The organism is Pantoea sp. Ap-967 (assembly GCF_011752565.1).
Classification (GTDB): domain Bacteria; phylum Pseudomonadota; class Gammaproteobacteria; order Pseudomonadales; family Pseudomonadaceae; genus Aquipseudomonas.
In genome coordinates this window covers 179,685-202,635 of record NZ_VWXK01000003.1, presented here as the reverse complement: position 1 = coordinate 202,635, position 22,951 = coordinate 179,685, and the positions used below count along the sequence as shown (strand labels likewise).

Sequence of the window (22,951 nt, the reverse complement as noted above, 5' to 3'; positions counted from 1 at the left end):
GATTTAAATTAGCGCGCAATTAGTTTGCGCGCAAGATAAATTTTTACCACTCATCCGAATAAGCATCACACAGCGTAGCCGTCAGAGGTTTTTTTGCAGGCTGTCGCGCAGTTCCAGCAGCTCGGCCTGTAGCTGTTGCAGGCGCTCCAGGCTCCGGCCGCTGGCCTTGAGGATGCAGCGTGGCACCTCGCGGGCCTGCTGTTGGAGGGCGCGGCCCTTGTCGGTGAGCTGCACCAGCACCACACGCTCGTCTTCACGGCTGCGGTTGCGCTGCAGCAAGCCTTCGCTTTCCAGGCGCTTGAGCAGCGGGGTCAGCGAGCCGGGGTCGGTGAGCAGGTGCTGGCTGATTTCGCCCACGGTCAGGCCGTCCTGCTCCCACAACACCAGCATGGCCAGGTACTGCGGGTAGGTCAGGCCCAGGGCCTGGAGCAACGGCTTGTAGACCTTGGTCATCAGCAACGAGGTGGAATGCAGGGCAAAGCAGACCTGGTTGTCCAGCAGCAGCTCGTCACAGGAAGCTTGGGAGGTGGCGTTCATGCAGGTCCTTGAATGTCATCGATTGAGGAATCTAGCACGCTAAAGGTTGGCGCGCTTATTGCCAGCGCAGCTCACTGCGCAGCGCCAGGTCCCAGGGTGGAATCGGGCTGAAGCGGCTCTTGAGAAATTCGAGCAGCAAACGGCTGCGAGAGTTCGTTTCATGTTCCAGGCGCAATGCATAAATGCCACTGGTTTCGGCCACCGGCAGGCCGTTGTGGCAGAACAGCGGCATCAGCTCGCCGCGCAGCAGGTAGTCGCTGATCAGCCAGGTGGGCAGGTGGGCGATGCCAAGGCCGGCGAGGGCACCGAACAGCAAGGTTTCGGCATTGTTGGCCGCCATGCGCATGCGCGACGGGCGGTACAGGCGCTGCTGGCCGTCGACCTCGAAGCGCCAGGCGAAGGGCGGTGCCAGGCCGTCCCAGTCCAGGCCGTCGTGCCCGGGCAACTCGCTGGGGCAAGCGGGCAGGCCGCGGCTGGCAAGGTAGGCGGGGCTGGCGCAGGCAATGCGCACCATGTAGGCCAAGGGCGTGGCCACCAGGCGGGTATCGGCCAGGGGGCCGGCGCGCAGCACCAGGTCGACTTCGCCCAGGTGGCTGCCGTGCAGGTCGACGAAGCTGTCGATCAGGCGCAGTTGCACATCCAGGCCAGGGTAGGCCACCAGGAAGTCGGCGATGGCCGGGGCCAGGTGGCGGCGGCCGAAGGCGGCTGGGGCATCGATGCGGATCAGCCCTTCCGGGGCATTGCTCAGCGACACCGCCTCAGCGCGGGCCAGGCGCAGTTCCTCGATGATGCGCCGGGCGCGCTCGGCGAAGGCATGCCCGGCGGGTGTGGCCCGTACCGCATGGGTGCTGCGGGTGAACAGGCGGCTGCCCACGGCGTTTTCCAGGTTGTCGATGCGCCGGGCCACGGCGGACGGGGTGAGCGGGTGGCGGCGGGCGGCGGCGGAAAAGCTGCCGCTTTCCAGCACATCCAAAAACAGGCTCAGCTGGTCGGTGAGGGTATCGGGGCTCATGGTATCCCTGGCTATGCGAAAAACGCACAGCCATTTTGCGCTGCTGTGCGTTTCCCCGCCAGAGCGCAGTGGTTAGCATGCTCGCATTCAAAACAGCTGGCGGACGAGGCCCTGATGATCGAGTGGTTGTTGTATGTGGTGCTGGGCGCGGGCCTGGGCACGATGGGTGGTTTGTTCGGCATCGGCGGCGGCTTGATCGCCATTCCGGCGCTAGGGGTACTGTTCGGGCTCGACCAGCAACTGGCCCAGGGCACGGCGCTGGTGATGGTGGTGCCAAACGTGCTGCTGGCGCTGTGGCGCTACCACCAGCGCAACCGCATCGAGCTGCGCCATGCCGTGCCGCTGTCGCTGTGCAGTTTCCTGTTTGCCTGGCTGGGGTCGATGTGGGCGGTGGGTATCGATGCCCAGTCCATGCGCCTGGGCTTTGTCGGCTTCCTGGTGGCGCTGGCGGTCTGGAACGTGGTGCGGATGTTCCTCAAGGTGGCGCCGCCCAGCGCCGAGCTGCGCTATGCCTGGCCATGGCTGGGCGTGCTGGGTGGTTTTGCCGGCACCATGGGCGGGCTGTTCGGTGTGGGCGGGGCGGTGGTGGCCACGCCGATCCTGACCTCGGTGTTCGGCACTACCCAGGTGGTGGCGCAAGGGCTGTCGCTGGCGCTGGCGGCGCCCAGCACCCTGGTGACCTTGGTCACCTATGGGCTGCACCAGAGTGTCGATTGGGGCGTGGGCATTCCATTGGCGGTGGGTGGGCTGCTCAGCATCAGCTGGGGGGTGAAATTGGCCCATGCGTTGCCGGAGAAAGTGTTGCGGGCGATGTTCTGTGTGTTTTTGGTGGTGTGTGCGGTGATGTTGGGGTTTGAATTGTAAAAGCGGCGTGCCCGCCAGTTACATGAACCCTTCGACGATGTAGTCAGCCATGCAATCGGTGATCGGTGACTGGCTTTGGCTGTTGCGCAGCAGCATCACGTTGGCCACTGGCAGCTGCGGCAGGCCATCGCTTTCGCCAAGGATGCGGATATGGCCGCCCACCAGGCTCTGCAATTGCGCCGTCACCGCAAGCCCTGCGCTGACGATGGCGAAAATCGCCGCCAGGCTCGGGCTGGTGTAGGCGATGCGGTAGTCGATGCCCTGGGCCTCCAGGGCATTGCAGGTCCAGGCGCGGCAGAAACAGTCGGTGTTGAACAGTGCCAACGGCATCGGCCTTTGCTCCTGGGGGCAGAAGCCTTCGGCGGCGGCCCATACCAGGCGTTCCTGGCGCAGCAGCTGGCCCACTTCGTTGCCCGGCTCGCGGGTGACGATGGTCAGGTCCAGGTCCTGGCGCAGCATCAGTTGTTTGGACGAATCGCAATGCACCTCCACCTGCACCAGCGGGTAGGCCTGGGCGAAGCTCGACAGAATGGTGGGCAAGAAGCGCATGGCGTAGTCGTCGGGGGTGCCGATGCGCACCAGCCCGACCATGTGCGGCATGCGCAGGGTGTTGAACACCTCGCCATGTAGCTTGAGGATGCGCCGCGCATAGCCCAGCAGCACCTGGCCTTCGGCGGTGAGCCGCACCTGGCGGCCTTCGCGTTCGAACAGTTGGCGTTGCAGGATGTCTTCTTCCAGGCGTTTCATCTGCATGCTGACCGCCGACTGGGTGCGGTTGACCACTTCCCCGGCGCGGGTGAAGCCGCCTTGCTCGGCGATGGCGACGAAGGTGCGCAGCACGTCGGCATCGAGGCTCTGGTACTGGGACATTGCATCAATCTCCGAGATGCATGGCATCAGAAACATTCGTTGGATTGATCTTATGCCTGGGCAGAGACTGAAGCCATCAACACGGAGGGCTTCACGATGAAAGGTCATGCCAGCAGCACCCAGCAACCTGCCTTTTCCCTGAACCAACTGTGGCACGCAGCGCTGCAGCGCCCGGTGCGTTGGCTGCAGTTGCACCGCCAGCGTGATGAGCTGGCCAGCCTCAGTGATGCTACCTTGCATGACCTGGGGTTGAGCCGGGCGGATATTCAGCAAGAGGCGGATCGGCATTTTTGGGATGATCCGTTGCGTAAGTAGGCTACACCTTTAAGGGCCCTTTCGCGGAGCAAGCCCGCTCCTACAGGCATCACACGCATCCTTGTAGGAGCGGGCTTGCCCCGCGAAAGGGCCGCATCAGGCACCGCAAGGAGATCAGGTTTGCCCCTAGAGCTGTCCAACCACCAGGCCCGCCGCCTGGCCCTGTCCGCCCAAGGATTCGGCAAGCAGCCCGGCTCGACCCTGCCCGCCCTCAAACGCATGCTGAACCGCCTGGGCGTGGTGCAGATCGACTCGGTCAACGCCGTGGTCCGCTCCCACTACCTGCCGCTGTTCTCACGCCTGGGCGACTACCCCATGCCCTTGCTCGACCAGCTCGCCTGGGGCCGTGGCCGCCAGCGCCAACTGTTCGAATATTGGGGCCACGAAGCCTCGCTGCTGCCGCTCAACCTCTACCCCCTGCTGCGCTGGCGCATGGCCCATGCCGCCGAGGGCCGTGGCATCTACCGCCAGCTGGCGCAATTTGGCCGTGAACACCCAGCGGTGATCGCCCGGGTACTGGCCGCTGTGCGCGAGCAGGGCGCCCTGGGTGCGGGCAGCCTGTCCACCCGCCAGGAACGGGCCGGCCCCTGGTGGGACTGGAGCGCGGAAAAACTCGCCCTGGAGTGGCTGTTCGCTGCCGGTGAAGTGACCGTGGCGGGCCGGCGTGGTTTCGAGCGGCTGTACGATGTGCCGGAGCGGGTGCTGCCCAAGGCCATTCTCGACCAGCCGCTGCCCGGCGAGGCCGAGGCGCATCAAGGGCTGATGCTGCATGCCGCCAGCGCCCTGGGCGTGGCCACCGAGCGCGACCTGCGCGATTACTTTCGGCTGGAGCCGGGGCAGGGCAGGGCGGCGCTGGCCGAACTGGTCGCCGATGGCCGCCTGCAGCCGGTGCAAGTCCAGGGTTGGAAGCAGCCCGGCTACTGCGCCGGCACGCCACGCACTCCCCGGCGCATAGCGGCCAGTGCGCTGTTGTCGCCATTCGATTCGCTGGTTTGGGAGCGCAACCGCACCGAGCGGCTGTTCGACTTTCACTACCGCCTGGAAATCTACACCCCGGCGCACAAGCGGGTGTACGGCTACTACGTGCTGCCTTTTCTGCACCGCGAACGTATCGCCGCCCGGCTAGACCTGCGCGCCGAACGCGCCCAGGGGCAACTGGCCGTGCATGCCGTGCACGCGCAGCCTGAAGCCCTGGACGAGGAGGGCTACCAGGCCCTGGCCGTGAACCTGTTGCGCCTGGCCCGGTGGCTGGGCCTTGAGCGGGTGCAACTGAACTGCCCCCGCGCCGAGGGCAGCCAGTTGCGCGCGGCCTTGCTCAGCGCCGCACTTGCTTGAGGGTTTCAGCGATCAGGAAGGCCAGCTCCAGCGACTGGTCGGCGTTCATGCGCGGGTCGCAGTGGGTGTGGTAACGGTCTGACAGGGCGTCTTCGGTGATCGGCCGGGCGCCGCCGATGCACTCGGTCACGTTCTGCCCGGTCATTTCGATATGAATGCCGCCGGCATGGCTGCCCTCGGCCTGGTGCACCTGGAAGAACTGCTTCACCTCGTCGAGGATCTGCGCAAAATCGCGGGTCTTGTAGCCGCTGCTGGCCTTGATGGTGTTGCCGTGCATCGGGTCGGAACTCCACAGCACCTTGCGCCCTTCGCGCTGCACCGTGCGGATCAGCCCTGGCAGGTGGGTGCCGACCTTGCCCGCACCCATGCGCACGATCAGGTTCAGGCGCCCGGGGTCGTTGGCCGGGTTGAGCGTGTCGATCAGGCGAATCAGCTCCTCAGGGTCCATGCTGGGGCCGACCTTGACCCCAATCGGGTTGTGCACACCGCGCAGGAACTCGACGTGGGCACCATCGAGCTGGCGGGTACGGTCGCCAATCCACAGCATGTGCGCCGAGCAGTCGTAGTAGTCGCCGGTCAGGCTGTCCTGGCGCACGAAGGCTTCTTCATAGTTGAGCAGCAGCGCCTCGTGGGCGGTGAAGAAACTGGTTTCGCGCAGTTGCGGCGCGCTGTCCAGGCCGCAGGCGCGCATGAAGGCCAGGGTTTCGTCGATGCGGTTGGCCAGCTGGTGGTACTTGTCGGCCAGCGCCGAGTTGGCGATGAAGTCCAGGTTCCACTTGTGCACCTGGTGCAGGTCGGCAAAACCGCCCTGGGCGAAGGCGCGCAGCAGGTTGAGGCTGGCGGTGGCCTGGTGGTAGGCCTGCAGCAGGCGCTCGGGGTCCGGGATGCGGCTTTTTTCGTCGAAGCCGATACCGTTGACGATGTCGCCGCGGTACGCCGGCAGGGTGACGTTGCCGATGGTTTCATCGCCCGAGGAGCGCGGCTTGGCGAACTGCCCGGCCATGCGCCCCACCTTGACCACTGGGCAGCCGGCGGCAAAGGTCATGACAATGGCCATTTGCAGCAGCACCTTGAAGGTGTCGCGAATCTTCGCCGCCGAGAACTCGGCGAAGCTTTCGGCGCAGTCGCCGCCCTGCAGCAGGAAGGCTCGGCCCTCGGTGACCTCGGCGAACTGCCGGCGCAGCTCGCGGGCTTCGCCGGCGAACACCAGCGGCGGGTAGCTGGCCAGGGTTTGCTCCACTTTGAGCAGGTGCGCGGCGTCGGGGTAGGTCGGTTGCTGCTGGATCGGCAGGGCACGCCAGCTGTCGGGGCTCCACGGTCGGTTCATCACGGGCTCGAAGGGTTCGTTATAGGCTGTTTGCCATGGTAGCAGTGGCGCGGCGCTTGTTGCATCCAGGGCGTTGGCGGACAATGCGCGTTTTTGCGCGGGTGAGTGGCAGGTAGATGACGACGGAGCGGGAAGAGAAGCTGTTGGCCCGGGTCGAGGATGCCTTCGGCGTGGTCAGCGTGTACGAGGTGGACGACTACCGCTTCCTTGAGTTCGGCGATGCCATCGAGCAGAGCTGCGTGTTCACCGCCGACCCCAGCTGGCTGGAGTACGACTACACCCGCGCCATGCTGGTGGGTGCGCTGTGCCATGCGCAGCCGGAAAGTGCGCTGTTCCTGGGCCTGGGCGCCGGCACCCTGACCCAGGCGTGCATGAAATTCCTGCCGCTGGACGACATCGAGGCCATCGAGCTGCGCCCCAACGTGCCGCGCCTGGCCATGCAATACCTGGGGCTGGATGACGACCCACGGCTGTACGTGCGCATTGGCGATGCCCTGGAGCTGCTGCCCACGGCAGAAAAAGCCGACCTGCTGTTCGTCGACCTGTACACCGACCATGGGCCGGGGGTTGGCCACCTGGCGTGGAACTTCCTTGAAAGCTGCCAGCAGCAGCTCAACCCTGGCGGCTGGCTGGTGATAAACCAGTGGGCCACCGATGACGGCAAGCCGCTGGGGGCGGCGCTGTTGCGTGGGCTGTACCACCGGCATTACTGGGAATTGCCGGTGAAGGAGGGCAACGTGATCCTGCTGGTGCCGGCGGACCTGGAGCAGTCGCTGGACCTGGACGGCTTGCGCGCACGGGCCGAGGCGTTGGCGCCGCGGTTGGGGTATAGCCTGGATGGGCTGATTGGCGAGATTCGGCCGGCTAGCTGAAGGCCTGGGCCTGCGCCGCTCTTCGGTAGGAGCGAGCGTAGCTCGCGATGGGGCGCGCAGCGGCCCCAGGGATTCAGCTTCGCGGCTCATCACGCCGGGACTGCTCTGCAGCCCATCGCGAGCTGCGCTCGCTCCTACAGGGGCGGCACTGCGGGCTTCCAGAAAAACGATTCAGCCCTGGCCAGTTGATGGCGCGATACTGGCCAAGCGGCCAGAAAAATTTACTCACTCCCCCTCATTAATTCGGGTATAGTACGCGCCGGTCTTTTAGCGGACCTCAAAATCAGGTGGTGCAAATCCTCCGAGTCCAGCTTCGGCTGCACGTCCGCTAGGCGGACCTTCCCACGTATTCTTTTTCAATCGTTTTCGCAAATCCCCGCCGCCAAAGCTGCCTGGGTGACCGTTCCGGTCTTTCAAGGCATGTGCAGCTTTGGAGCATGGGTCTTTGCGGATGCACCTAGAGGCAGACCCATGACCCAGGAAACCGGCGGCTTCGCCGCTCTCGATCTGAACCCGAACATTGTTGCTGCCGTCCTGGCTACCGGCTATGAAGAGCCGTCGGCCATTCAGCAACAATCGATCCCGATCATCCTCGCCGGTCACGACATGATCGGCCAGGCGCAGACTGGCACCGGCAAGACCGCTGCCTTCGCCCTGCCGATCCTCAACAAGATCGATGTGAGCAAGCGCGAACCGCAAGCCCTGATCCTGGCGCCAACCCGTGAGTTGGCGCTGCAAGTTGCTACCGCTTTCGAAACCTACGCCAAGCAGATGCCGGGCGTGAACGTCGTGGCCGTGTACGGCGGTGCCCCGATGGGCCCGCAGCTGCGTGCCATCCGCAACGGCGCGCAAATCGTCGTCGCTACCCCGGGCCGCCTGTGCGACCACCTGCGTCGTGACGAAAAAGTCCTGTCCACCGTGCAGTACCTGGTGCTGGACGAAGCCGACGAAATGCTCAAGCTGGGCTTCATGGACGACCTCGAAGTGATCTTCGATGCCATCCCGGCCAGCCGCCAGACCGTGCTGTTCTCCGCGACCCTGCCGTCGTCGATCCGCTCGATCGCCGAACGCCACCTGCGCGAGCCCAAGCACGTCAAGATCCAGAGCAAGACCCAGACCGTTACCGCGATCGACCAGGCGCACCTGATGGTGCACGCCGACCAGAAGATCCCGGCTGTGCTGCGCCTGCTGGAAGTGGAAGAGTTCGACGCGCTGATCGCCTTCGTGCGTACCAAGCAAGCCACCCTGGACCTGGCCGCCGCGCTGGAAGCCAAGGGCTACAAGGCTGCCGCGCTGAACGGCGACATCGCCCAGAACCAGCGTGAGCGCGTCATCGACTCGCTCAAGGATGGCCGCCTGGACATCGTCGTCGCCACCGACGTCGCTGCCCGTGGCCTGGACGTACCGCGCATCACCCACGTGTTCAACGTCGACATGCCGTACGACCCAGAGTCCTACGTTCACCGTATCGGCCGTACCGGCCGTGCCGGTCGCGATGGCCGTGCGCTGCTGCTGGTCACCCCGCGTGAGCGCCGCATGCTGCAGGTGATCGAGCGCGTTACCGGCCAGAAAGTGGCCGAAGCCCGCCTGCCGAACGCCCAGGCCGTGCTGGACGCCCGCATCAAGAAGCTGACCAACAGCCTGGCGCCGCTGGTGGCCGAAGCAGAAGCCACCCATGGCGAGCTGTTCGACCGCCTGACCGCTGACCTGGGCTGCAGCGCCCGTGCCCTGGCTTCGGCCCTGCTGCGCAAGGCCACCAACGGCCAAGCGCTGGACCTGGCCACCGTTGAACGCGAGCAACCGCTGGTACCAAGCTTCGCCCCACGTGGCGAGCGTACCGAGCGCGGTGAGCGCAGCGACCGTGGTGACCGTGGTGAGCGCGAGCGTCGTGCACCACTGCCGCTGGCCGAAGGCCGCGTGCGTTGCCGTACTGCCCTGGGTGCCCGTGACGGCATCGCCGCCAAGAACCTGCTGGGCGCGATCCTCAACGAAGGCGGCCTGGCCCGCGACGCCATCGGCCGCATCCAGGTGCGCGACAGCTTCAGCCTGATCGAGCTGCCGGAAGATGGCCTGGAGCGTCTGCTGACCAAGCTGAAGGACACCCGCGTTGCCGGCAAGCAGCTGAAGCTGCGCCGTTACCGCGAAGATTGATCCTGACGCAATAAAAAAATCCCCGGCCTAGGTCGGGGATTTTTTTTTGCCAATGAAAACGCCACCGCCCTGGTAGGAGCGAGCGCAGCTCGCGATAGCGATCTTCAGCCGAACCGATAAATGTCCATCCCCAGCGCCCCCAGGGTAAACCCCTGATGCACCACGCCAAACCGCCCCCCAGCCCCCAAGGCAAAGTACAACGGCAGCAAATGCTCATCACTGGGGTGGTTGCGCACTGCAAACGGCGCCTGTTTCCGGTAATCCAGCAAGGCCGCCTGGTCATCCGCTTGCAGCCGCTGCACCACCCAGTCCCGAAACGCCAACGCCCAAGGCTCGATCACCTCTGGCCCGGCATGCCAGTCCAATTCACCCAGGTTGTGGGTAATGCTCCCCGAGCCCACCAGCAGAATGCCTTCACTGCGCAACCCCGCCAGCGCCTGGCCAACCTTGACCTGCAGCGCCGGCCCTGCCTGGCTGGGCAAGGATACCTGAATCAGCGGAATATCCGCCTGCGGGTACATCAGCGAGAGCGGCACCCAGGCGCCATGGTCGAATGGCCGCTGCGCATCCAGGCGCGCAGGCAGGCCGGCCGCGTTCAGCAGCTCGCTGACCTGCCCAGCCAGTGCAGGCTCGCCCGGCGCCGGGTACTGCACGGCATACAGCGCCGGCGGGAAGCCATGGAAGTCGTGCCAGGTTTCAGGGTGGGCGCTGCCGGTTACCAGCAGCTCACGGCTTTCCCAGTGCGCCGACACCACCACCACCGCCTTGGGCCGGGGCAGGGCGCGGGCCAGGGCGGCCAGGGCCGGCCCGCTGGCGCCGGGCTGCAGGGCGAGCATGGGGGAACCGTGGGAAATGAACAGGCTGGGCAACATGGTTGGGGTCCTGAGGTTTAAGATGTCATCATCTTCGGCCAACTAAACATCGAAATCCAAACCAAGTTTTCCCCTAAACCTATCTAAAAATCAGGAGTAACCATGGAAGCTGCGTTCTGGCAAAAGCGTTGGGCCAACAACCAGATCGGTTTTCACCGCACGGACGTAAACCCTTTCCTGCAGGCGCATTGGCCCACCCTGGGGCTGGCGGCGGGCAGCCGCGTGCTGGTGCCACTGTGCGGCAAGAGCCTGGACATGGCCTGGCTGGCGGAGCAGGGGCATCGGGTGGTGGGGGTGGAGCTGTCGCGCCTCGCGGTGGAAGACTTTTTCCGTGAGCAGGGGCTGCAGCCTGAGGTGGCGCAGCAGGGGGCGTTCGAGGTGTGGCGCAGTGGCGCTATCGAGGTTTGGTGCGGCGATTTCTTTGCCCTGCGGGCCGAAGACCTTGCCGATTGCCAGGGGCTGTATGACCGGGCGGCGGTGATTGCCTTGCCGCTGGAGATGCGTGGGCGCTACATGGCGCATTTGGCCAAGGTGTTGCCGGCGGGGTGCAAGGGGGTGTTGCTGACCATGGTTTACGACCAGCAGTTGGTCGATGGGCCGCCGTTCTCGGTGTCGGATGATGAGGTGCGTGCGGGGTATGCCGGGGGGCTGGTGCAGCGGCTGGAAGAGCGGGAAGTGATCGACGAGAGCCCGAAATTTCTGCAGGCTGGGGTGGCCAGTGTGTTGGAGCGGGTGTATCTCGTAGCGTTTTGAGTGGGGGGGTGGCCTGTGCCGGCCTTTTCGCGGGGCAAGCCCGCTCCTACAAACAAAAGGGGGTGTTTTTTGTAGGGGCGGGGTTGCCCCGCGAACGGGGCGGGTGAATCAACCGCGGCGGCGCAGGGCCTCGATGCGCTCTTCCAGCGGCGGGTGGCTCATCAGCAGGCCGGCCAGGCCGTGCTTGAGGCCACCGTTGATGCCGAAGGCCTTCATGGTGTCCGGCATGTGCACCGGCAGGCCTTGCTCGACGCGCAGGCGCTGCAGGGCGCCGATCATGGCGGCGGTGCCGGCCAGCTGGGCGCCGGCTTCGTCGGCGCGGTATTCGCGGCGGCGGGAGAACCACATGACGATCATGCTGGCCAGAATGCCCAAAATCAGCTCGGCAACGATGGTGGCCACGTAGTAGGCGATGCCCTGGCCTTCCTCGTTCTTGAAAATCACCTTGTCGACGAAGTTGCCGATGATGCGGGCGAAGAACATCACGAAGGTGTTCACCACGCCCTGCACCAGCGCCAGGGTGACCATGTCGCCATTGGCCACGTGGCCGATCTCGTGGGCCAGCACGGCGCGCACTTCATCGGGCGAGAAGCGCTCCAGAAGGCCCTGGGACACGGCCACCAGGGCGTCGTTGCGGTTCCAGCCGGTGGCGAAGGCGTTGGCCTCGTAGGCCGGGAAAATACCCACCTCGGGCATCTTGATGCCGGCCTCGCGCGACAGCTCCTCCACCGTTTGCAACAGCCACTGCTCGTGGCGGGTGCGCGGCTGGGTGATGATCTGGGTGCCGGTGGACATCTTCGCCATCCACTTGGAGATGAACAGCGAAACCAGGGAGCCGGCAAAGCCGAACACGGCGCAGAACACCAGCAGGCTGCTGAGGTTCAGGTCAACCCCGTTGGCGGCCATGAACCCGTTGAAACCGAACAGGCTCAGGGTAATGCTTGCAACCAGCACCACCGCGAGGTTGGTGGCTACAAACAACAGAATGCGCATCATGGTTGTTACGTTCTCCTGACGGATGAGTCATTGCTTACTGCGGGGTATATAAGGTGCCGGCCGCGCCGATTCAATCGGGCGACTATTACAAACTGTGTACGGCGCAGTATGGCAGAGGATGGTGCGGGGGCTGTGGGATAGAGCGTTGCAGGATGTAAGAATTGGTGAAGGGGCGCCGCAGTGCGGCGCATCGCGAGCTGCGCTCGCTCCTACCAGGGTTTCACCTAGGGTTTCACCTGTGGCGTAGGAGCGAGCAAAGCTCGCGAAGCGCCGCGCGGGCGGCGCGCGATCTCGACGCCCCCGCAAATCCCCCGTCGAACCTTACTGCGAATAGGTACGCAGGAAATTGCCAATCCGCCCAATCGCCGCTTCCAGGTCATCCACCCGTGGCAAGGTCACCACGCGGAAGTGGTCTGGCCACGGCCAGTTGAACGCCGTGCCCTGCACGATCAGCAGCTTTTCCGACAGCAGCAGGTCGAGGGCGAATTTCTCGTCGTTGAGAATCGGGCACACTTTCGGGTCGATCCGTGGGAACGCATACAGCGCGCCCATCGGCTTCACGCAGCTGACGCCAGGAATATCGTTCAGCAGCTCATAGGTGCGGTTGCGCTGCTCCAGCAGGCGCCCTGGCGGCAGCACCAGGTCGTTGATGCTCTGGTAGCCACCCAGCGCCGTTTGAATCGCATGCTGGGCCGGCACGTTGGCGCACAGGCGCATGTTGGCCAGCATGTCGATGCCTTCGATGTAGCTCTGCGCGTGGTGCTTGGGCCCGGAGATAATCAGCCAGCCGGAACGGAAGCCCGCCACCCGGTACGACTTGGACAGGCCGTTGAAGGTCAGGCACAGCAGGTCTGGGGCCAGCGAGGCGGTGCTGATGTGCACGGCTTCGTCGTAGAGGATCTTGTCGTAGATCTCGTCGGAGAACACCACCAGGTTGTGCTGGCGCGCAAGCTCCAGCATGCCCAGCAGCAGCTCCTTGGAGTACACCGCGCCCGTTGGGTTGTTCGGGTTGATGATTACCAGGGCCTTGGTGTTCGGGGTGATCTTGGCCTTGATGTCGGCAAGGTCAGGGAACCAGTCGGCCTGCTCGTCGCACAGGTAGTGCACCGGCTTGCCGCCGGCCAGGCTCACGGCGGCGGTCCACAGTGGGTAGTCGGGCGCTGGAATCAGCACCTCGTCGCCATTGTTGAGCAGCGCCTGCATCGACATCACGATCAGCTCGGACACGCCGTTGCCAAGGTAGATGTCCTCGATGGTGACGCCTTCGATTTCCTTCTGCTGGCAGTACTGCATCACCGCCTTGCGCGCGCTGAACAGGCCCTTGGAGTCGCTGTAGCCCTGGGCGGTCGGCAGGTTGCGGATCACATCCTGGAGAATTTCGTCCGGCGCCTCGAAGCCAAAGGGCGCCGGGTTGCCGATGTTCAGCTTGAGGATGCGGTGGCCTTCCTCTTCCAGGCGTTTGGCGTGCTTGAGCACCGGGCCGCGAATGTCGTAGCAGACATTGGCGAGCTTGTTCGATTTGCTGAACTGCATGATGTGATCCCGATTGAGAATACGCGGCGCGCCGCCGTCGAAAGGTTTGAAAGGGCGAGGCGCGGGTGCCAGACTGGAGGCCTTGCACACGAAGCCAACTAATATACGTGCCACCCGCGCCAGGGAAAAGACGGCGCGAGGTGAAATTCAGCCTGCCGAGGTTCCCCCATGCAAAAGATTGAAAAGACGCTTGACCAGTGGCGTGAAATGCTCGACCCCGCCCAGTATCAAGTGTGCCGCCTGAAGGGCACCGAACGGCCGTTCAGCGGCAAGTACAACAGCGAGCGCCGCGCCGGCGTGTACACCTGCATCTGCTGTGGCCTGGCGCTGTTCGACTCGCACACCAAGTTCGACTCCGGCTGCGGCTGGCCGAGCTTCTATGCCCCCATCGAGGCCAGCGCCATGGTCGAGATCCGCGATACCTCCCACGGCATGATCCGCACCGAGGTCACCTGCGCCCAGTGCGACGCCCACCTGGGCCACGTGTTCCCCGACGGCCCGCCGCCCACCGGCCTGCGCTACTGCATCAACTCGGTGTGCCTGGACTTCCAACCCCGCGACGGAGCCTGAGCATGGCCGCCTCGATGCTGGACATCCCCTGCGTGACCCTGGGCGGTGAGCAGAAAACCCTGGCCGATTTCGCCGGCAAGGCGCTGCTGGTGGTCAACACCGCCAGCCAGTGCGGCTTCACCCCGCAGTACAAAGGCCTTGAGCAGCTGTGGCAGGCCTACCGCGAGCGCGGCCTGGTGGTGCTGGGCTTTCCCTGCAACCAGTTCGGCAAGCAGGAGCCGGGCGATGCCGGCGAAATTGCCCAGTTCTGCGAGCTGAACTTCGGTGTCAGCTTCCCGCTGATGCGCAAGGTGGAGGTCAACGGGCCGGGCGCGCACCCGCTGTTCGTCGAGCTCAAGCAGCGTGCGCCGGGCCTGCTGGGCTGGCAGAAGATCAAGTGGAACTTCACCAAGTTCCTGGTCGACCCGGCCAGTGGCAAGGTGACGCGCTATGCGCCCACCACCAAGCCCCAGGCCCTGGAAGCCGACATCGAGCGCCTGCTCAGCCGCTGACCGGCACCCAATGGTCGATCAGCGCCAGCAACTCCTCGCGGCGAAACGGCTTGGCCAGGTAGTCGTTCATGCCCGCGGCGCGGCAACGCTCGCGTTCCTCGGGCATGGCGTTGGCGGTGAGGGCAACGATCGGCAGGTCGGTCCAGCGCCCGCTCTGGCGGATGCGCCGGCTGGCCTCGTAGCCATCCATCACTGGCATGTTGCAGTCCATCAGCACCAGGTCGAAGTCTTCCTGTTCCAGCCATTCCAGGGCCTCGACGCCCTGGGTGGCGACCTGCACCTGGCAGCCGAGCTTGGCCAGCATGCCCTTGGCCACCAGCTGGTTCACCGGGTTGTCCTCCACCAGCAGAATGCGCGCCCGGCCCTCGGCGGCGGTCAGTTGCGGGGTGGCCAGCGGGTGCTCGGGCGCATGCCCCTGCAGGGTGCGGCGCAGGGTTTGGTACAGGGCATTGCGCGCCAGTGGGCGGGCCAGCTGGTGCAGCGGCGCCAGTTGCGCCGACTGCTCGCTGGGCAGGAAGTTGCCGTAGGCGGTCACCAGCAGAATCGGCACCTTCAGCGCCGGGCGCAGCTGGAACAGGTGCTCCAGGTCGTCGGTAATCAGCAGGTCGGGGGTGGCCTGGGGCAGCGCGGCGGGGTCGTCGTGGCGCTGGTAGCTCAGCCCCCAGCCGGGCAGCAGGCCTTGCAGCAGCTCGCTCAAGCCGCTGCCGGCCGTGCTCAGGGCTGCCACCCGGCCCTGTAGCGGCGCAGGGGCCACCGCCTCGGTGTGGGTGGCCAGCGGCAGGTCGGCGGCAAAGCGGCTGCCTGCGCCTGGCTGCGACTGAATGTTCAGGTGGCCGTGCATGGCCTTGCACAAGTTGCGCGTCAGGGCCAGGCCCAGGCCGGTGCCGCCATACTGGCGGGTGATGCCGGCACCGGCCTGGGTGAAGGGCTGGAAGATGCGCGCCTGGGCGTCCTCGGGAATGCCGATGCCGGTGTCGCGCACTTCCAGGCGCACGCCGCCAACGATGGTCGACAGGCGCACGTCAACGCGGCCAACACGGGTGAACTTCAAGGCGTTGGACAGCAAGTTGCTGATGACCTGGCGCACCCGCGTGGGGTCGCCCAGTACCGAGCTTGGGAAGTCGGCAGCCACCAGGCAGGTCAGTTCCACCCCCTGGGCGGCATTTTGCGACAGCAGGTTGGCGGTGTCTTCGACCATGGCGCCGAGGTCGAACGGAATGCGCTCCAGCTCCAGCTGGCCGGCGTCGAACTTGGACAGGTCGAGGATATCGTTGAGCAGTTCCACCAGCACCTTGCCCGAGTCGTGGGCGATTGCCAGTTGCTGGCGTTGCTCGCCGGCCAGCGGGCTGTCCAGGGCCAGGGCGATCATGCCGAGCATGCCATTGAGCGGCGTGCGGATTTCGTGGCTCATGTTGGCCAGGAAGGCCGCCCGCGCCTGGGCCATGTCCAGGGCGCGCTGGCGGGCATCGTCCAGTTCCTGGTTGGACTGGCTCAGGCGGCTGTTGCTGGCCTTGAGCTCGTCGGTGCGCGCCGAAACGATGTCTTCCAGCTCGTTGAGGTACTGGGTCAGGCGGTTTTCCGCGGTGCGCCGCTGCTGGATTTCGGTCGACATGCTGACGAACTGCTGGTTGGCCACCTTCACCAGCACGCCGATCTCGTCCAGTTCGTGCCCCGGCGGGCAGTTCACCCGGGTTTGCCCGGGCTGGCGCGGGTCGCGGCTGGTGAGGGCGCTGATCACTGTCACCAGTGGCTTGGTCAGCAGCATGTGGAACAACGCCAGGAGGATGCCGGTGAGCACCAGGCTGCGGGCGAAACCGTTGAGCAGGGTGATGCCGGCGCGGTCGAGGAAGCGGCTGCCAAAGGCGTAGGTGTCGACGTCCAGGTACAGGGTGCCCAGGTATTCCTCGGGCATGTGGGTGAGGTACAGGCGTTCCTTGAACTGGCGCTGCTCACCGAACAGGAAATCGCTCAAGGGGCGGTAGCGGTCTTGCAGGGGCGGGCGCTGTACATCGGCCAGCACGGTTTCGTTGTTGTCGATCAGCTGGGCGCGAACGATGGCTGGGGATTGCAGCAGGCCGCGGGTCAGCTCCAGGGCCAGTTCCGAGTCGATGTTGTAGGCGATGCGCGAGGCCGGGTTATGGCTGATTTGCAGCAACGCGCGCACTTCGCGGTTGATGGATGCGTCTTCGCTGGCATAATCGATGCCGATCTGGATGAGACTGAGCAATGTACCCAGGATGAAGCCGACCAGGACTGTCAACCGGGCTTGCTTGTATGACAGGCGATTGGTGAACTTGATATCCATGAGTCCCGAGCCGGTTCCACGTTCCTTGCGCTGCGCAAGCATAGCCGAATAGCCACGGCTGCTGGCGGGTCTGTCTGTTCATTTCAGTTGATTACCAAACGGGGGCCGCTGCGCCTGCAGGAGCGGGCTTGACCCGCGATGGGCAGCGCAGGCCCCCATAACTGAAATTTGTAGGAGTCCTCATGGACGCTCGCTTGAATGCTTTCCTGGAACGCGCCGAATCGGTACTGGCGCGCCTTGAACCCCTGTTGCCGGCACCGCGCCCGGACATCGACTGGAACACCACCCTGGCCGCCCGCTGGCAGCGCGATGGCCGCAGTGGCTACCTGATGCCGCTGGAAGTGAGCCTGGACATCCGCCTGACCGACCTGATCGGCGTGGACAAACAGCGCGAGCAACTGGGCCGCAACACTCACCAGTTCATCAACGGCATGCCCGCCAACCACGCCTTGCTGTGGGGCTCGCGCGGCACGGGTAAATCGTCGCTGGTGCGCGCCCTGCTGGCCGAACATGCCGGCCAGGGCCTGCGCCTGATCGAAATCGAGCGCGACCACCTGGCCGACCTGCCGCGTGTCGTCGAACAGCTGCAGAAGCTGCCCCAACGCTTCATCCTGTTCTGCGACGACCTGTCGTTCGAAGCCGGGGAGGGCGACTACCGGGTGCTCAAGAGCGTGCTCGACGGCTCGCTGGAGCAGGCCCCGGACAACGTGCTGCTGTACGCCACCTCCAACCGCCGCCACCTGGTGCCGGAAAAACAGAGCGACAACGAAAACTGGAAGATGGTCGACGGCGAGCTGCACCCCAACGAGGCGGTGGAAGATAAAATCGCCCTGTCCGACCGTTTTGGCCTGTGGCTGTCGTTCTACCCGTTCAGCCAGGAGCACTTCCTTGACGTGGTCGAGCACTGGATCGGCCAGCTGGCCCGCCCGGCGGGCCTGGCCTGGCAACGTGACGAAGCCCTGGAAATTCTCGCCGTGCGCTGGGCAACCGGGCGCGGCAACCGTAATGGCCGTTGTGCCTATCAGTTCGCCCGCTACTGGGTTGGGCTGCAATTGCTGGAGCAAAAGTAAACATGATCGACCTCAATGCCAGTGGCGCTGGCCTCGATGGCTACAACCTGCTGGCGGCGCAAGTGCAGGCGCTGTTCGCCGACGAGCGCGACTTCATCGCCAATGCCGCGCAGTTCTCGGCGTTTCTCTATAACCAGGTGGATGACCTGAACTGGGCGGGGTTCTACCTCAACCGCAACGAAGAACTGGTGCTGGGCCCATTCCAGGGCCAGGTGGCCTGCGTGCGCATTCCGTTCAGCAAGGGCGTGTGCGGCGCGGCGGCGGCCACCCGGCAGACCCAGCGGGTGGAAGATGTGCATGCGTTTCCCGGGCATATCGCTTGCGACAGTGCGTCGAACAGCGAGCTGGTGATTCCGCTGGTGAAGGATGGCCGGTTGGTTGGGGTGCTGGACCTGGATAGCCCGAAGCTTGGGCGGTTCAGTGAGGCGGATCAGGTGGGGTTGGAGCGGTTGGTGGCGATTTTCCTGGAATTGACCGACTGCTGATGGTGTGTTGCCTGGGCTGGCCCTTTCGCGGGGCAAGCCCGCTCCTACAAAGGACGCATCCCCCCTGTAGGAGCGGGCTTGCCCCGCGAAAGGGCCGGCCCAGGTTCACCCCTCAATCATAAATAACCCGCTTCTTCCAGGTCTCGTCCTCATCGGTCTTGAGCCCTTCGGTCAATTCGTTCTGCTCGTTATCCGCCGGCTCCATCTTGTCCAGCACCTGGGCATTGGCGCGGGCCAGCAATTTCTCCAGATACCTCAACTGCTCCTCATACACCTTCGGCTCCGGCTGCTTGCGCAAATACTGCACGCCGCGCTCGAAGGCCAGCCGCGCCTGCCCGGGCTGTTCCTGCTGCAGGGCCTGTTGGCCGAGGTTATTGAAGAACTCGATGTGCAACAGCACCAGGATGTGGCGAATCTCCTTCACCCACTGCTTGCCCTCGGCGGTTTGCAGCACGTTTTCCTGGGTGCCCTTGACGATCTGCGTGTGCAGGGCTTCGAGCAGGAAGCGCACGTCCTTGGCCTTGGCTTCGGTCTGGATAGGGCAGGGCGGGTTGTTGACGGCAATCTTGTCACCCAGGGCCACCTGGCCTTCCAGCTCGGTGATGCGGGCCTTGAGGCTGGCGTTGTGCTTGTCCAGCGCCAACTGGCGCTGATTGAGGTTCAGCTCCAGGCGCGCCAGCAGCCGTTTCAGCCCCGGGGTCATGAACTGGCCGGGGAAGGTCTCGGTGATTTCGCCACAGCGGCGCACACGGTCGGCCAGTTCGATCTTCAGCCGCGCCCGTTCAAGCTTGCTGTTCTCGACCACATTGTTGAGGTAGCCGATCACGATCAGCAACGCGATACCCGCCACGATAAGCAGGGTGATCAGAAGTGGTGTCACCGTTAACGCCTCATTTAAGAAGAATTACACCCTTAGAGTGTAGTGAGTTCGCCTTGGGACGAACAGTGCGCTGGGCCCTTCGCGGGCAAGCCCGCTCCCACAGGTAGGGCATCGGCCTCCCTTTCTCTGTATCGGCCACCCACCCCACATCTGCACCCCCAACCCACCCGGAAGTCATTGATTTAAATAAATTTCTACAAAGGGGTTGACGACCCTTCCAAGCATCCATAGAATGCGCGCCACTTGCAGCGTAAAGCACACAGCGAAACGCGGCAGGGAGTGAAAGCAAGCAGCAATGCTAGCAGCGTGTCCCCTTCGTCTAGTGGCCTAGGACACCGCCCTTTCACGGCGGTAACAGGGGTTCGAGTCCCCTAGGGGACGCCAAATTGCGGGAATAGCTCAGTTGGTAGAGCACGACCTTGCCAAGGTCGGGGTCGCGAGTTCGAGTCTCGTTTCCCGCTCCAGTTTCTCCGGCAGCGCTTCGGCGAGGCAGGAAAAGAAAATCCAGGTTGAACCGTGAGGTTCAGGTTCTGGTGCACTGAAAAGTGTTGTGTGTCCCCTTCGTCTAGTGGCCTAGGACACCGCCCTTTCACGGCGGTAACAGGGGTTCGAGTCCCCTAGGGGACGCCATTTGCGGGAATAGCTCAGTTGGTAGAGCACGACCTTGCCAAGGTCGGGGTCGCGAGTTCGAGTCTCGTTTCCCGCTCCAGTTTTCTAAACTGTGGCGTCTAAGTGCGGTACGGTAGCTTCAAATATGCGGGAATAGCTCAGTTGGTAGAGCACGACCTTGCCAAGGTCGGGGTCGCGAGTTCGAGTCTCGTTTCCCGCTCCAATCAGGCCTTTGCGAAGTATTTCGCAAGGCTAGAATCAAGGCCCTTCGGGGCCTTTTTTCGTTCCTGAAGTTTATGGTTTTCTGATTGTTTCCCTTCCTTGGCGGCCCTATCGCAGGCAAGCCTGCTCCTACATCAGAACGCAATCCCCTGTAAGAGGCAGGCCGCAATTCCCTGTGGGAGCGGGCTTGCCCGCGAAGCAGGCGATGCGGTGGATGGCACCGGCTGCGCCGGTGTTCGCGGGGCAAGCCCGCTCCTACAGAGGGTGGCGGCGCGCTTGCGGGCGATGTTTCCTGTGGGGGATTTCCAGCCAGGGCCGGCCAAGCACCACCCCCGCCTACCTGGTAATTCTGCCAGTTTTCGGCGCCAGGCATTCCTTATATACCTTGACGAGGCGGGCAGCCTAGGCGGCCTGGACACACAACCCGGCGAGGGCGTATACATGAACTACGAACAAGTAATGCAGTGGCTAGGCGAAAAAGACCGGCTCAATGGTTGGGGTTCGATCGCTGTCTTCGACCGCAAAATGGTCAACAAGTTATTGTTGCAGAGTTATATCACCCGGTACAACTCCAACAGCTACCTTAACCCGGTGAGCTTCACCACAGAGGGCACGGAAGAGCGCACTCGCCTTGAAAGTATACTGTTAGATAAACCACGGCTCTCATTCGAGAACGCTGAAATCACCGATTCCCGCGGCCGTTTGCGTATGAGTGTGGTGGGCGGCAATATCGTGACGCAAAAGCTGGTCAATGGTAATTGGTACGCCCGCAAGATTGAGTACCTCAGCCCCGTGCAGGGGCCAGAGCTGTTGTTGGATGTTAAGCTGCCAGATACTCCGATCCATGTCGCCCAAGGCGGCGAACTCATCATGGACTTACGCCATAGTAGTGACTTTCGTCTAATGCATGTTGATGACAAGGAGGAACAAATACGGGTCGGCAACCTGTTCAAAATCTATTTTGAGGGCCTTGCCGATGAACAGCGGCGTTACACCTTAGGTGCATTGCCGGAGAATACCGCTAACTCGTTCATGCAGCCCGAATCGTTTTATGCGCGTACGCAAGGAAAGGTTCAGGGTGATGAAAATGGTGCAGTGTTGATGTTCGTTAAAATGCACAATAGTGGTGCGCCGACTTTCCCTGAGGCGTTTCCTTGGCTTCTCGATGACCAAACTTCTGCGGTTGTTTTGTATCAGGGTAAACGCGTTTTTCTGCCCTGGATGACGAGGGCACTTGTCTCACCTAATTTTTACTGGGTCTTTGACATCGATGCTCAGGGTTTGCCTGGAACTGCATACCTTCAGTCCGGTGCCGCCCCTGGACCTGACGTGGGTTTCGATTTTCCTCTGCAGCGGCATGGCCAGACTGTGCGTATGGCGATAGAGCATTTTAGTTACGTATTCGAAAGTCGTTCCATCAAATTGGAATACGTAGAGTCTGAGTCTGCTCAACCCAGTATGTTGTTGACGGCAGATTGTGTCGGCTCTCCACAATTCCATTTTTTGAACTCTTATGATGCTCAGGGTAATCCGCTCATTCCGGGGGGCGATAAATATCACGACAACTATGTTCCGGAACGGCGCAATACATTCAGCTGTTTACTCACCAAAAAATACACTGTTTCGAGCACTTATGGTGTTCTAGCGTTTCCAGCGGAATTAAATGACCTGAAAATTACGCTGGGATATAATTCGCATGACCCCAAGGGCCCTCAAGCCGAAGCCGCTAGTCAACCGTCGTCCGAGATAGCACATGACATTCAAAGTGAAATTCTCGAATCCATTAAATTCGCTACCAGGTCTAAAGACTCTCCCGATTGGGGTGTGTACGAGCCGGCCTGTGCAGGTGGTTTGTTTAAAACCCTTGACGCTGCGTTCGAGAGTTTTGAACCTCACCCTTTCACGTGGATGAGTTTCAATGTGCTCTTTAACCAAGTTGTCGCTTTGAAGCAGGCAGGTTTTAACCGCGACTACGCAACCTTCGGTAATCTCGCACCTCGGCAACTCGGGGCGGAGATCAGCCCGGTCGAGCATCTGATGCTGGCGGGCAGCGAATTCCAGTTCCAGCTGGGTGGTGGCACGAACCCGGTTTGGAGCGTGGAGGCCGTTGGCGGGGGTAACGCGGCGGGTACCATCGACAGTAAAACCGGCCTGTACAAAGCCCCTGCTACCTTCGAAGGCAACTTCACCCGCGTGCGTGTCGTTGTCACCAACGCTGAGGATACGTTCTACAGTGTCGCCATGGTGACCATTCTCAGGGTGGCGGTGAATATCAACCCCCTGGTGCAGGCCACCAAAACGGCGGCTCTCGTAGTGCTCAAGGCAGGCGGGGTTGGCAGCGGCGACTATACCTGGGCCATCAAGCAAACCGGTACCCAGGGTACACTCAGCGCCAACCAGGGCGAGAACGTAACCTATACGCCTAGGCGACCCGATGAATTCGAAGATCAAGCCAACATACCCGATCAGGTGCTGGACGAAATTACCGTCACCCACGGGGGAACCTCGGTGACCAGCTACATCATCAACACTGTCAGTGAAACTGGGTTGGTAGTGGAGGTCAGTGAAATGAACCTGGACGCGGGTTCAGTGCAGCTTGTCAGCAAGCACAAGCAAATGGAGAAACCGTCACAGTGGTCCATCCTGGCGGGCGCTGGCAAGGTTGACCCTGATACCGGCCTGTACCAAGCCGACAAATCGGCCTTGGACCGCTTCGTGGTCGTGCAGGCGGCCTGGGATACAGGCTCTATCGGTGTGCTCATGAGCTACATCATCCTGCCACTGCCCTTGGCAGAAGCGGACCGTGCATTGCCAGGTACGGTGGAGATGCTGCCGGGGGGCCAACTACGGGAAATTCGCGCCCTGAACTGAAGCGCAGGGCA

At 63.2% G+C, this 22,951-nt stretch carries 20 protein-coding genes and 5 tRNA genes; 16 read left to right on the top strand and 9 right to left on the bottom strand.

Annotated features, from left to right (window positions below; translation table 11 throughout):
• Positions 1–81 precede the first annotated feature (81 nt).
• Together F3J45_RS05225 and F3J45_RS05220 are read right to left on the bottom strand one after the other, a co-directional pair.
• Positions 82–537 carry a MarR family winged helix-turn-helix transcriptional regulator gene (locus tag F3J45_RS05225; RefSeq protein ID WP_167058359.1) on the bottom strand — a complete coding sequence of 152 codons (456 nt, stop codon included), beginning with the start codon at positions 535–537 and terminating at the stop codon, positions 82–84.
• A 55-nt stretch (positions 538–592) separates the two neighbouring features.
• Positions 593–1,549: a LysR family transcriptional regulator gene (locus F3J45_RS05220; protein WP_167058356.1), complete on the bottom strand. Its 957-nt coding sequence runs from the start codon at positions 1,547–1,549 to the stop codon at positions 593–595.
• Between the two features lie 114 nt (positions 1,550–1,663).
• Here F3J45_RS05220 and F3J45_RS05215 point away from each other — a divergent pair, with 114 nt between their 5' ends.
• On the top strand, positions 1,664–2,413 hold the full coding sequence (locus F3J45_RS05215; protein ID WP_167058353.1) for a sulfite exporter TauE/SafE family protein: 750 nt from the start codon (positions 1,664–1,666) through the stop codon (positions 2,411–2,413).
• A gap of 18 nt (positions 2,414–2,431) precedes the next feature.
• Here the strand turns inward: F3J45_RS05215 and F3J45_RS05210 are convergent, their stop codons facing one another.
• A complete protein-coding gene (locus tag F3J45_RS05210) occupies positions 2,432–3,283 on the bottom strand; it encodes a LysR substrate-binding domain-containing protein (protein WP_167058350.1) in 852 nt (283 codons plus the stop codon).
• A 96-nt stretch (positions 3,284–3,379) separates the two neighbouring features.
• Here F3J45_RS05210 and F3J45_RS05205 point away from each other — a divergent pair, with 96 nt between their 5' ends.
• Together F3J45_RS05205 and F3J45_RS05200 are read left to right on the top strand one after the other, a co-directional pair.
• The gene (locus tag F3J45_RS05205; protein ID WP_167058347.1) at positions 3,380–3,598 is read left to right on the top strand and encodes a DUF1127 domain-containing protein; all 219 of its coding nucleotides are present in this window, start codon (positions 3,380–3,382) and stop codon (positions 3,596–3,598) included.
• Between the two features lie 120 nt (positions 3,599–3,718).
• Positions 3,719–4,933, top strand: a complete 1,215-nt coding sequence (locus F3J45_RS05200) for a winged helix-turn-helix domain-containing protein (protein WP_167058344.1) — start codon at positions 3,719–3,721, stop codon at positions 4,931–4,933.
• Here the strand turns inward: F3J45_RS05200 and F3J45_RS05195 are convergent.
• Positions 4,914–6,260, bottom strand: coding sequence for a class II 3-deoxy-7-phosphoheptulonate synthase (locus F3J45_RS05195; protein WP_167058341.1), 1,347 nt, complete (start codon positions 6,258–6,260; stop codon positions 4,914–4,916). The two genes, F3J45_RS05200 and F3J45_RS05195, sit on opposite strands and share 20 nt — an antisense overlap.
• Positions 6,261–6,376: 116 nt before the next feature.
• Here F3J45_RS05195 and F3J45_RS05190 point away from each other — a divergent pair, with 116 nt between their 5' ends.
• Both F3J45_RS05190 and F3J45_RS05185 read left to right on the top strand, forming a co-directional pair.
• Positions 6,377–7,132: a spermidine synthase gene (locus F3J45_RS05190; protein ID WP_167058338.1), complete on the top strand. Its 756-nt coding sequence runs from the start codon at positions 6,377–6,379 to the stop codon at positions 7,130–7,132.
• Positions 7,133–7,603: 471 nt separating this feature from the next.
• Positions 7,604–9,283: a DEAD/DEAH box helicase gene (locus tag F3J45_RS05185; RefSeq protein ID WP_167058335.1), complete on the top strand. Its 1,680-nt coding sequence runs from the start codon at positions 7,604–7,606 to the stop codon at positions 9,281–9,283.
• A gap of 104 nt (positions 9,284–9,387) precedes the next feature.
• Here F3J45_RS05185 and F3J45_RS05180 read toward each other — a convergent pair whose 3' ends face one another.
• Positions 9,388–10,155, bottom strand: a complete 768-nt coding sequence (locus F3J45_RS05180) for a class III extradiol ring-cleavage dioxygenase (RefSeq protein WP_167058332.1) — start codon at positions 10,153–10,155, stop codon at positions 9,388–9,390.
• Between the two features lie 102 nt (positions 10,156–10,257).
• On the opposite strand from F3J45_RS05180, the gene F3J45_RS05175 reads away from it, so the two are divergent.
• Entirely contained in the window at positions 10,258–10,908 is a 651-nt protein-coding gene (locus F3J45_RS05175) for a thiopurine S-methyltransferase (RefSeq protein ID WP_167058329.1), read from the top strand.
• 108 nt (positions 10,909–11,016) lie between these two features.
• Here the strand turns inward: F3J45_RS05175 and htpX are convergent, their stop codons facing one another.
• Together htpX and F3J45_RS05165 are read right to left on the bottom strand one after the other, a co-directional pair.
• Complete coding sequence (gene htpX / locus F3J45_RS05170) at positions 11,017–11,904, bottom strand: protease HtpX (RefSeq protein WP_167058326.1); 888 nt, start codon at positions 11,902–11,904, stop codon at positions 11,017–11,019.
• Positions 11,905–12,225: 321 nt separating this feature from the next.
• On the bottom strand, positions 12,226–13,437 hold the full coding sequence (locus tag F3J45_RS05165) for a pyridoxal phosphate-dependent aminotransferase (protein WP_167058323.1): 1,212 nt from the start codon (positions 13,435–13,437) through the stop codon (positions 12,226–12,228).
• 168 nt (positions 13,438–13,605) lie between these two features.
• Between F3J45_RS05165 and msrB the strand changes: the two genes are divergently transcribed.
• A complete protein-coding gene (gene msrB, locus F3J45_RS05160; protein WP_167058320.1) occupies positions 13,606–14,007 on the top strand; it encodes a peptide-methionine (R)-S-oxide reductase MsrB in 402 nt (133 codons plus the stop codon).
• A gap of 2 nt (positions 14,008–14,009) precedes the next feature.
• Entirely contained in the window at positions 14,010–14,498 is a 489-nt protein-coding gene (locus F3J45_RS05155) for a glutathione peroxidase (protein ID WP_167058317.1), read from the top strand.
• Here F3J45_RS05155 and F3J45_RS05150 read toward each other — a convergent pair.
• Positions 14,488–16,803, bottom strand: a complete 2,316-nt coding sequence (locus F3J45_RS05150; RefSeq protein ID WP_240164536.1) for a response regulator — start codon at positions 16,801–16,803, stop codon at positions 14,488–14,490. The genes F3J45_RS05155 and F3J45_RS05150 overlap by 11 nt on opposite strands.
• 182 nt (positions 16,804–16,985) lie before the next feature.
• Here F3J45_RS05150 and F3J45_RS05145 point away from each other — a divergent pair, with 182 nt between their 5' ends.
• Positions 16,986–17,873 (top strand): ATP-binding protein, encoded by an 888-nt coding sequence (locus F3J45_RS05145; protein WP_167058311.1) that lies wholly within the window; start codon positions 16,986–16,988, stop codon positions 17,871–17,873.
• A 2-nt stretch (positions 17,874–17,875) separates the two neighbouring features.
• Positions 17,876–18,358, top strand: a complete 483-nt coding sequence (locus tag F3J45_RS05140) for a GAF domain-containing protein (RefSeq protein WP_167058308.1) — start codon at positions 17,876–17,878, stop codon at positions 18,356–18,358.
• Positions 18,359–18,470: 112 nt separating this feature from the next.
• Here F3J45_RS05140 and F3J45_RS05135 read toward each other — a convergent pair whose 3' ends face one another.
• Positions 18,471–19,238 (bottom strand): hypothetical protein, encoded by a 768-nt coding sequence (locus tag F3J45_RS05135; RefSeq protein ID WP_167058305.1) that lies wholly within the window; start codon positions 19,236–19,238, stop codon positions 18,471–18,473.
• A 308-nt stretch (positions 19,239–19,546) separates the two neighbouring features.
• Between F3J45_RS05135 and F3J45_RS05130 the strand changes: the two genes are divergently transcribed.
• The 6 genes from F3J45_RS05130 to F3J45_RS05105 all read left to right on the top strand — a co-directional run bounded on the left by F3J45_RS05130 (position 19,547) and on the right by F3J45_RS05105 (position 22,940).
• Positions 19,547–19,622 (top strand) — tRNA-Glu (locus F3J45_RS05130).
• A 4-nt stretch (positions 19,623–19,626) separates the two neighbouring features.
• A tRNA-Gly gene (locus tag F3J45_RS05125) sits at positions 19,627–19,702 on the top strand.
• A 90-nt stretch (positions 19,703–19,792) separates the two neighbouring features.
• Positions 19,793–19,868: transfer RNA gene (locus F3J45_RS05120), tRNA-Glu, on the top strand.
• Positions 19,869–19,871: 3 nt separating this feature from the next.
• A tRNA-Gly gene (locus F3J45_RS05115) sits at positions 19,872–19,947 on the top strand.
• 47 nt (positions 19,948–19,994) lie between these two features.
• Positions 19,995–20,070, top strand: a tRNA-Gly gene (locus F3J45_RS05110).
• Positions 20,071–20,510: 440 nt separating this feature from the next.
• Complete coding sequence (locus F3J45_RS05105; protein WP_167058302.1) at positions 20,511–22,940, top strand: hypothetical protein; 2,430 nt, start codon at positions 20,511–20,513, stop codon at positions 22,938–22,940.
• Positions 22,941–22,951 lie beyond the last annotated feature (11 nt).

Coding starts and splice junctions, on each gene's coding strand:
- htpX (WP_167058326.1), bottom strand. CDS start 11,904: ATGATGCGCATTCTGTTGTTTGTAGCCACCAACCTCGCGGTGGTGCTG.
- F3J45_RS05165 (WP_167058323.1), bottom strand. CDS start 13,437: ATGCAGTTCAGCAAATCGAACAAGCTCGCCAATGTCTGCTACGACATT.
- F3J45_RS05105 (WP_167058302.1), top strand. CDS start 20,511: ATGAACTACGAACAAGTAATGCAGTGGCTAGGCGAAAAAGACCGGCTC.
- F3J45_RS05185 (WP_167058335.1), top strand. CDS start 7,604: ATGACCCAGGAAACCGGCGGCTTCGCCGCTCTCGATCTGAACCCGAAC.
- F3J45_RS05190 (WP_167058338.1), top strand. CDS start 6,377: ATGACGACGGAGCGGGAAGAGAAGCTGTTGGCCCGGGTCGAGGATGCC.
- F3J45_RS05140 (WP_167058308.1), top strand. CDS start 17,876: ATGATCGACCTCAATGCCAGTGGCGCTGGCCTCGATGGCTACAACCTG.
- msrB (WP_167058320.1), top strand. CDS start 13,606: ATGCAAAAGATTGAAAAGACGCTTGACCAGTGGCGTGAAATGCTCGAC.
- F3J45_RS05205 (WP_167058347.1), top strand. CDS start 3,380: ATGAAAGGTCATGCCAGCAGCACCCAGCAACCTGCCTTTTCCCTGAAC.
- F3J45_RS05225 (WP_167058359.1), bottom strand. CDS start 537: ATGAACGCCACCTCCCAAGCTTCCTGTGACGAGCTGCTGCTGGACAAC.
- F3J45_RS05180 (WP_167058332.1), bottom strand. CDS start 10,155: ATGTTGCCCAGCCTGTTCATTTCCCACGGTTCCCCCATGCTCGCCCTG.
- F3J45_RS05215 (WP_167058353.1), top strand. CDS start 1,664: ATGATCGAGTGGTTGTTGTATGTGGTGCTGGGCGCGGGCCTGGGCACG.
- F3J45_RS05175 (WP_167058329.1), top strand. CDS start 10,258: ATGGAAGCTGCGTTCTGGCAAAAGCGTTGGGCCAACAACCAGATCGGT.
- F3J45_RS05195 (WP_167058341.1), bottom strand. CDS start 6,260: ATGAACCGACCGTGGAGCCCCGACAGCTGGCGTGCCCTGCCGATCCAG.
- F3J45_RS05210 (WP_167058350.1), bottom strand. CDS start 3,283: ATGTCCCAGTACCAGAGCCTCGATGCCGACGTGCTGCGCACCTTCGTC.
- F3J45_RS05145 (WP_167058311.1), top strand. CDS start 16,986: ATGGACGCTCGCTTGAATGCTTTCCTGGAACGCGCCGAATCGGTACTG.
- F3J45_RS05150 (WP_240164536.1), bottom strand. CDS start 16,803: ATGGATATCAAGTTCACCAATCGCCTGTCATACAAGCAAGCCCGGTTG.
- F3J45_RS05220 (WP_167058356.1), bottom strand. CDS start 1,549: ATGAGCCCCGATACCCTCACCGACCAGCTGAGCCTGTTTTTGGATGTG.
- F3J45_RS05155 (WP_167058317.1), top strand. CDS start 14,010: ATGGCCGCCTCGATGCTGGACATCCCCTGCGTGACCCTGGGCGGTGAG.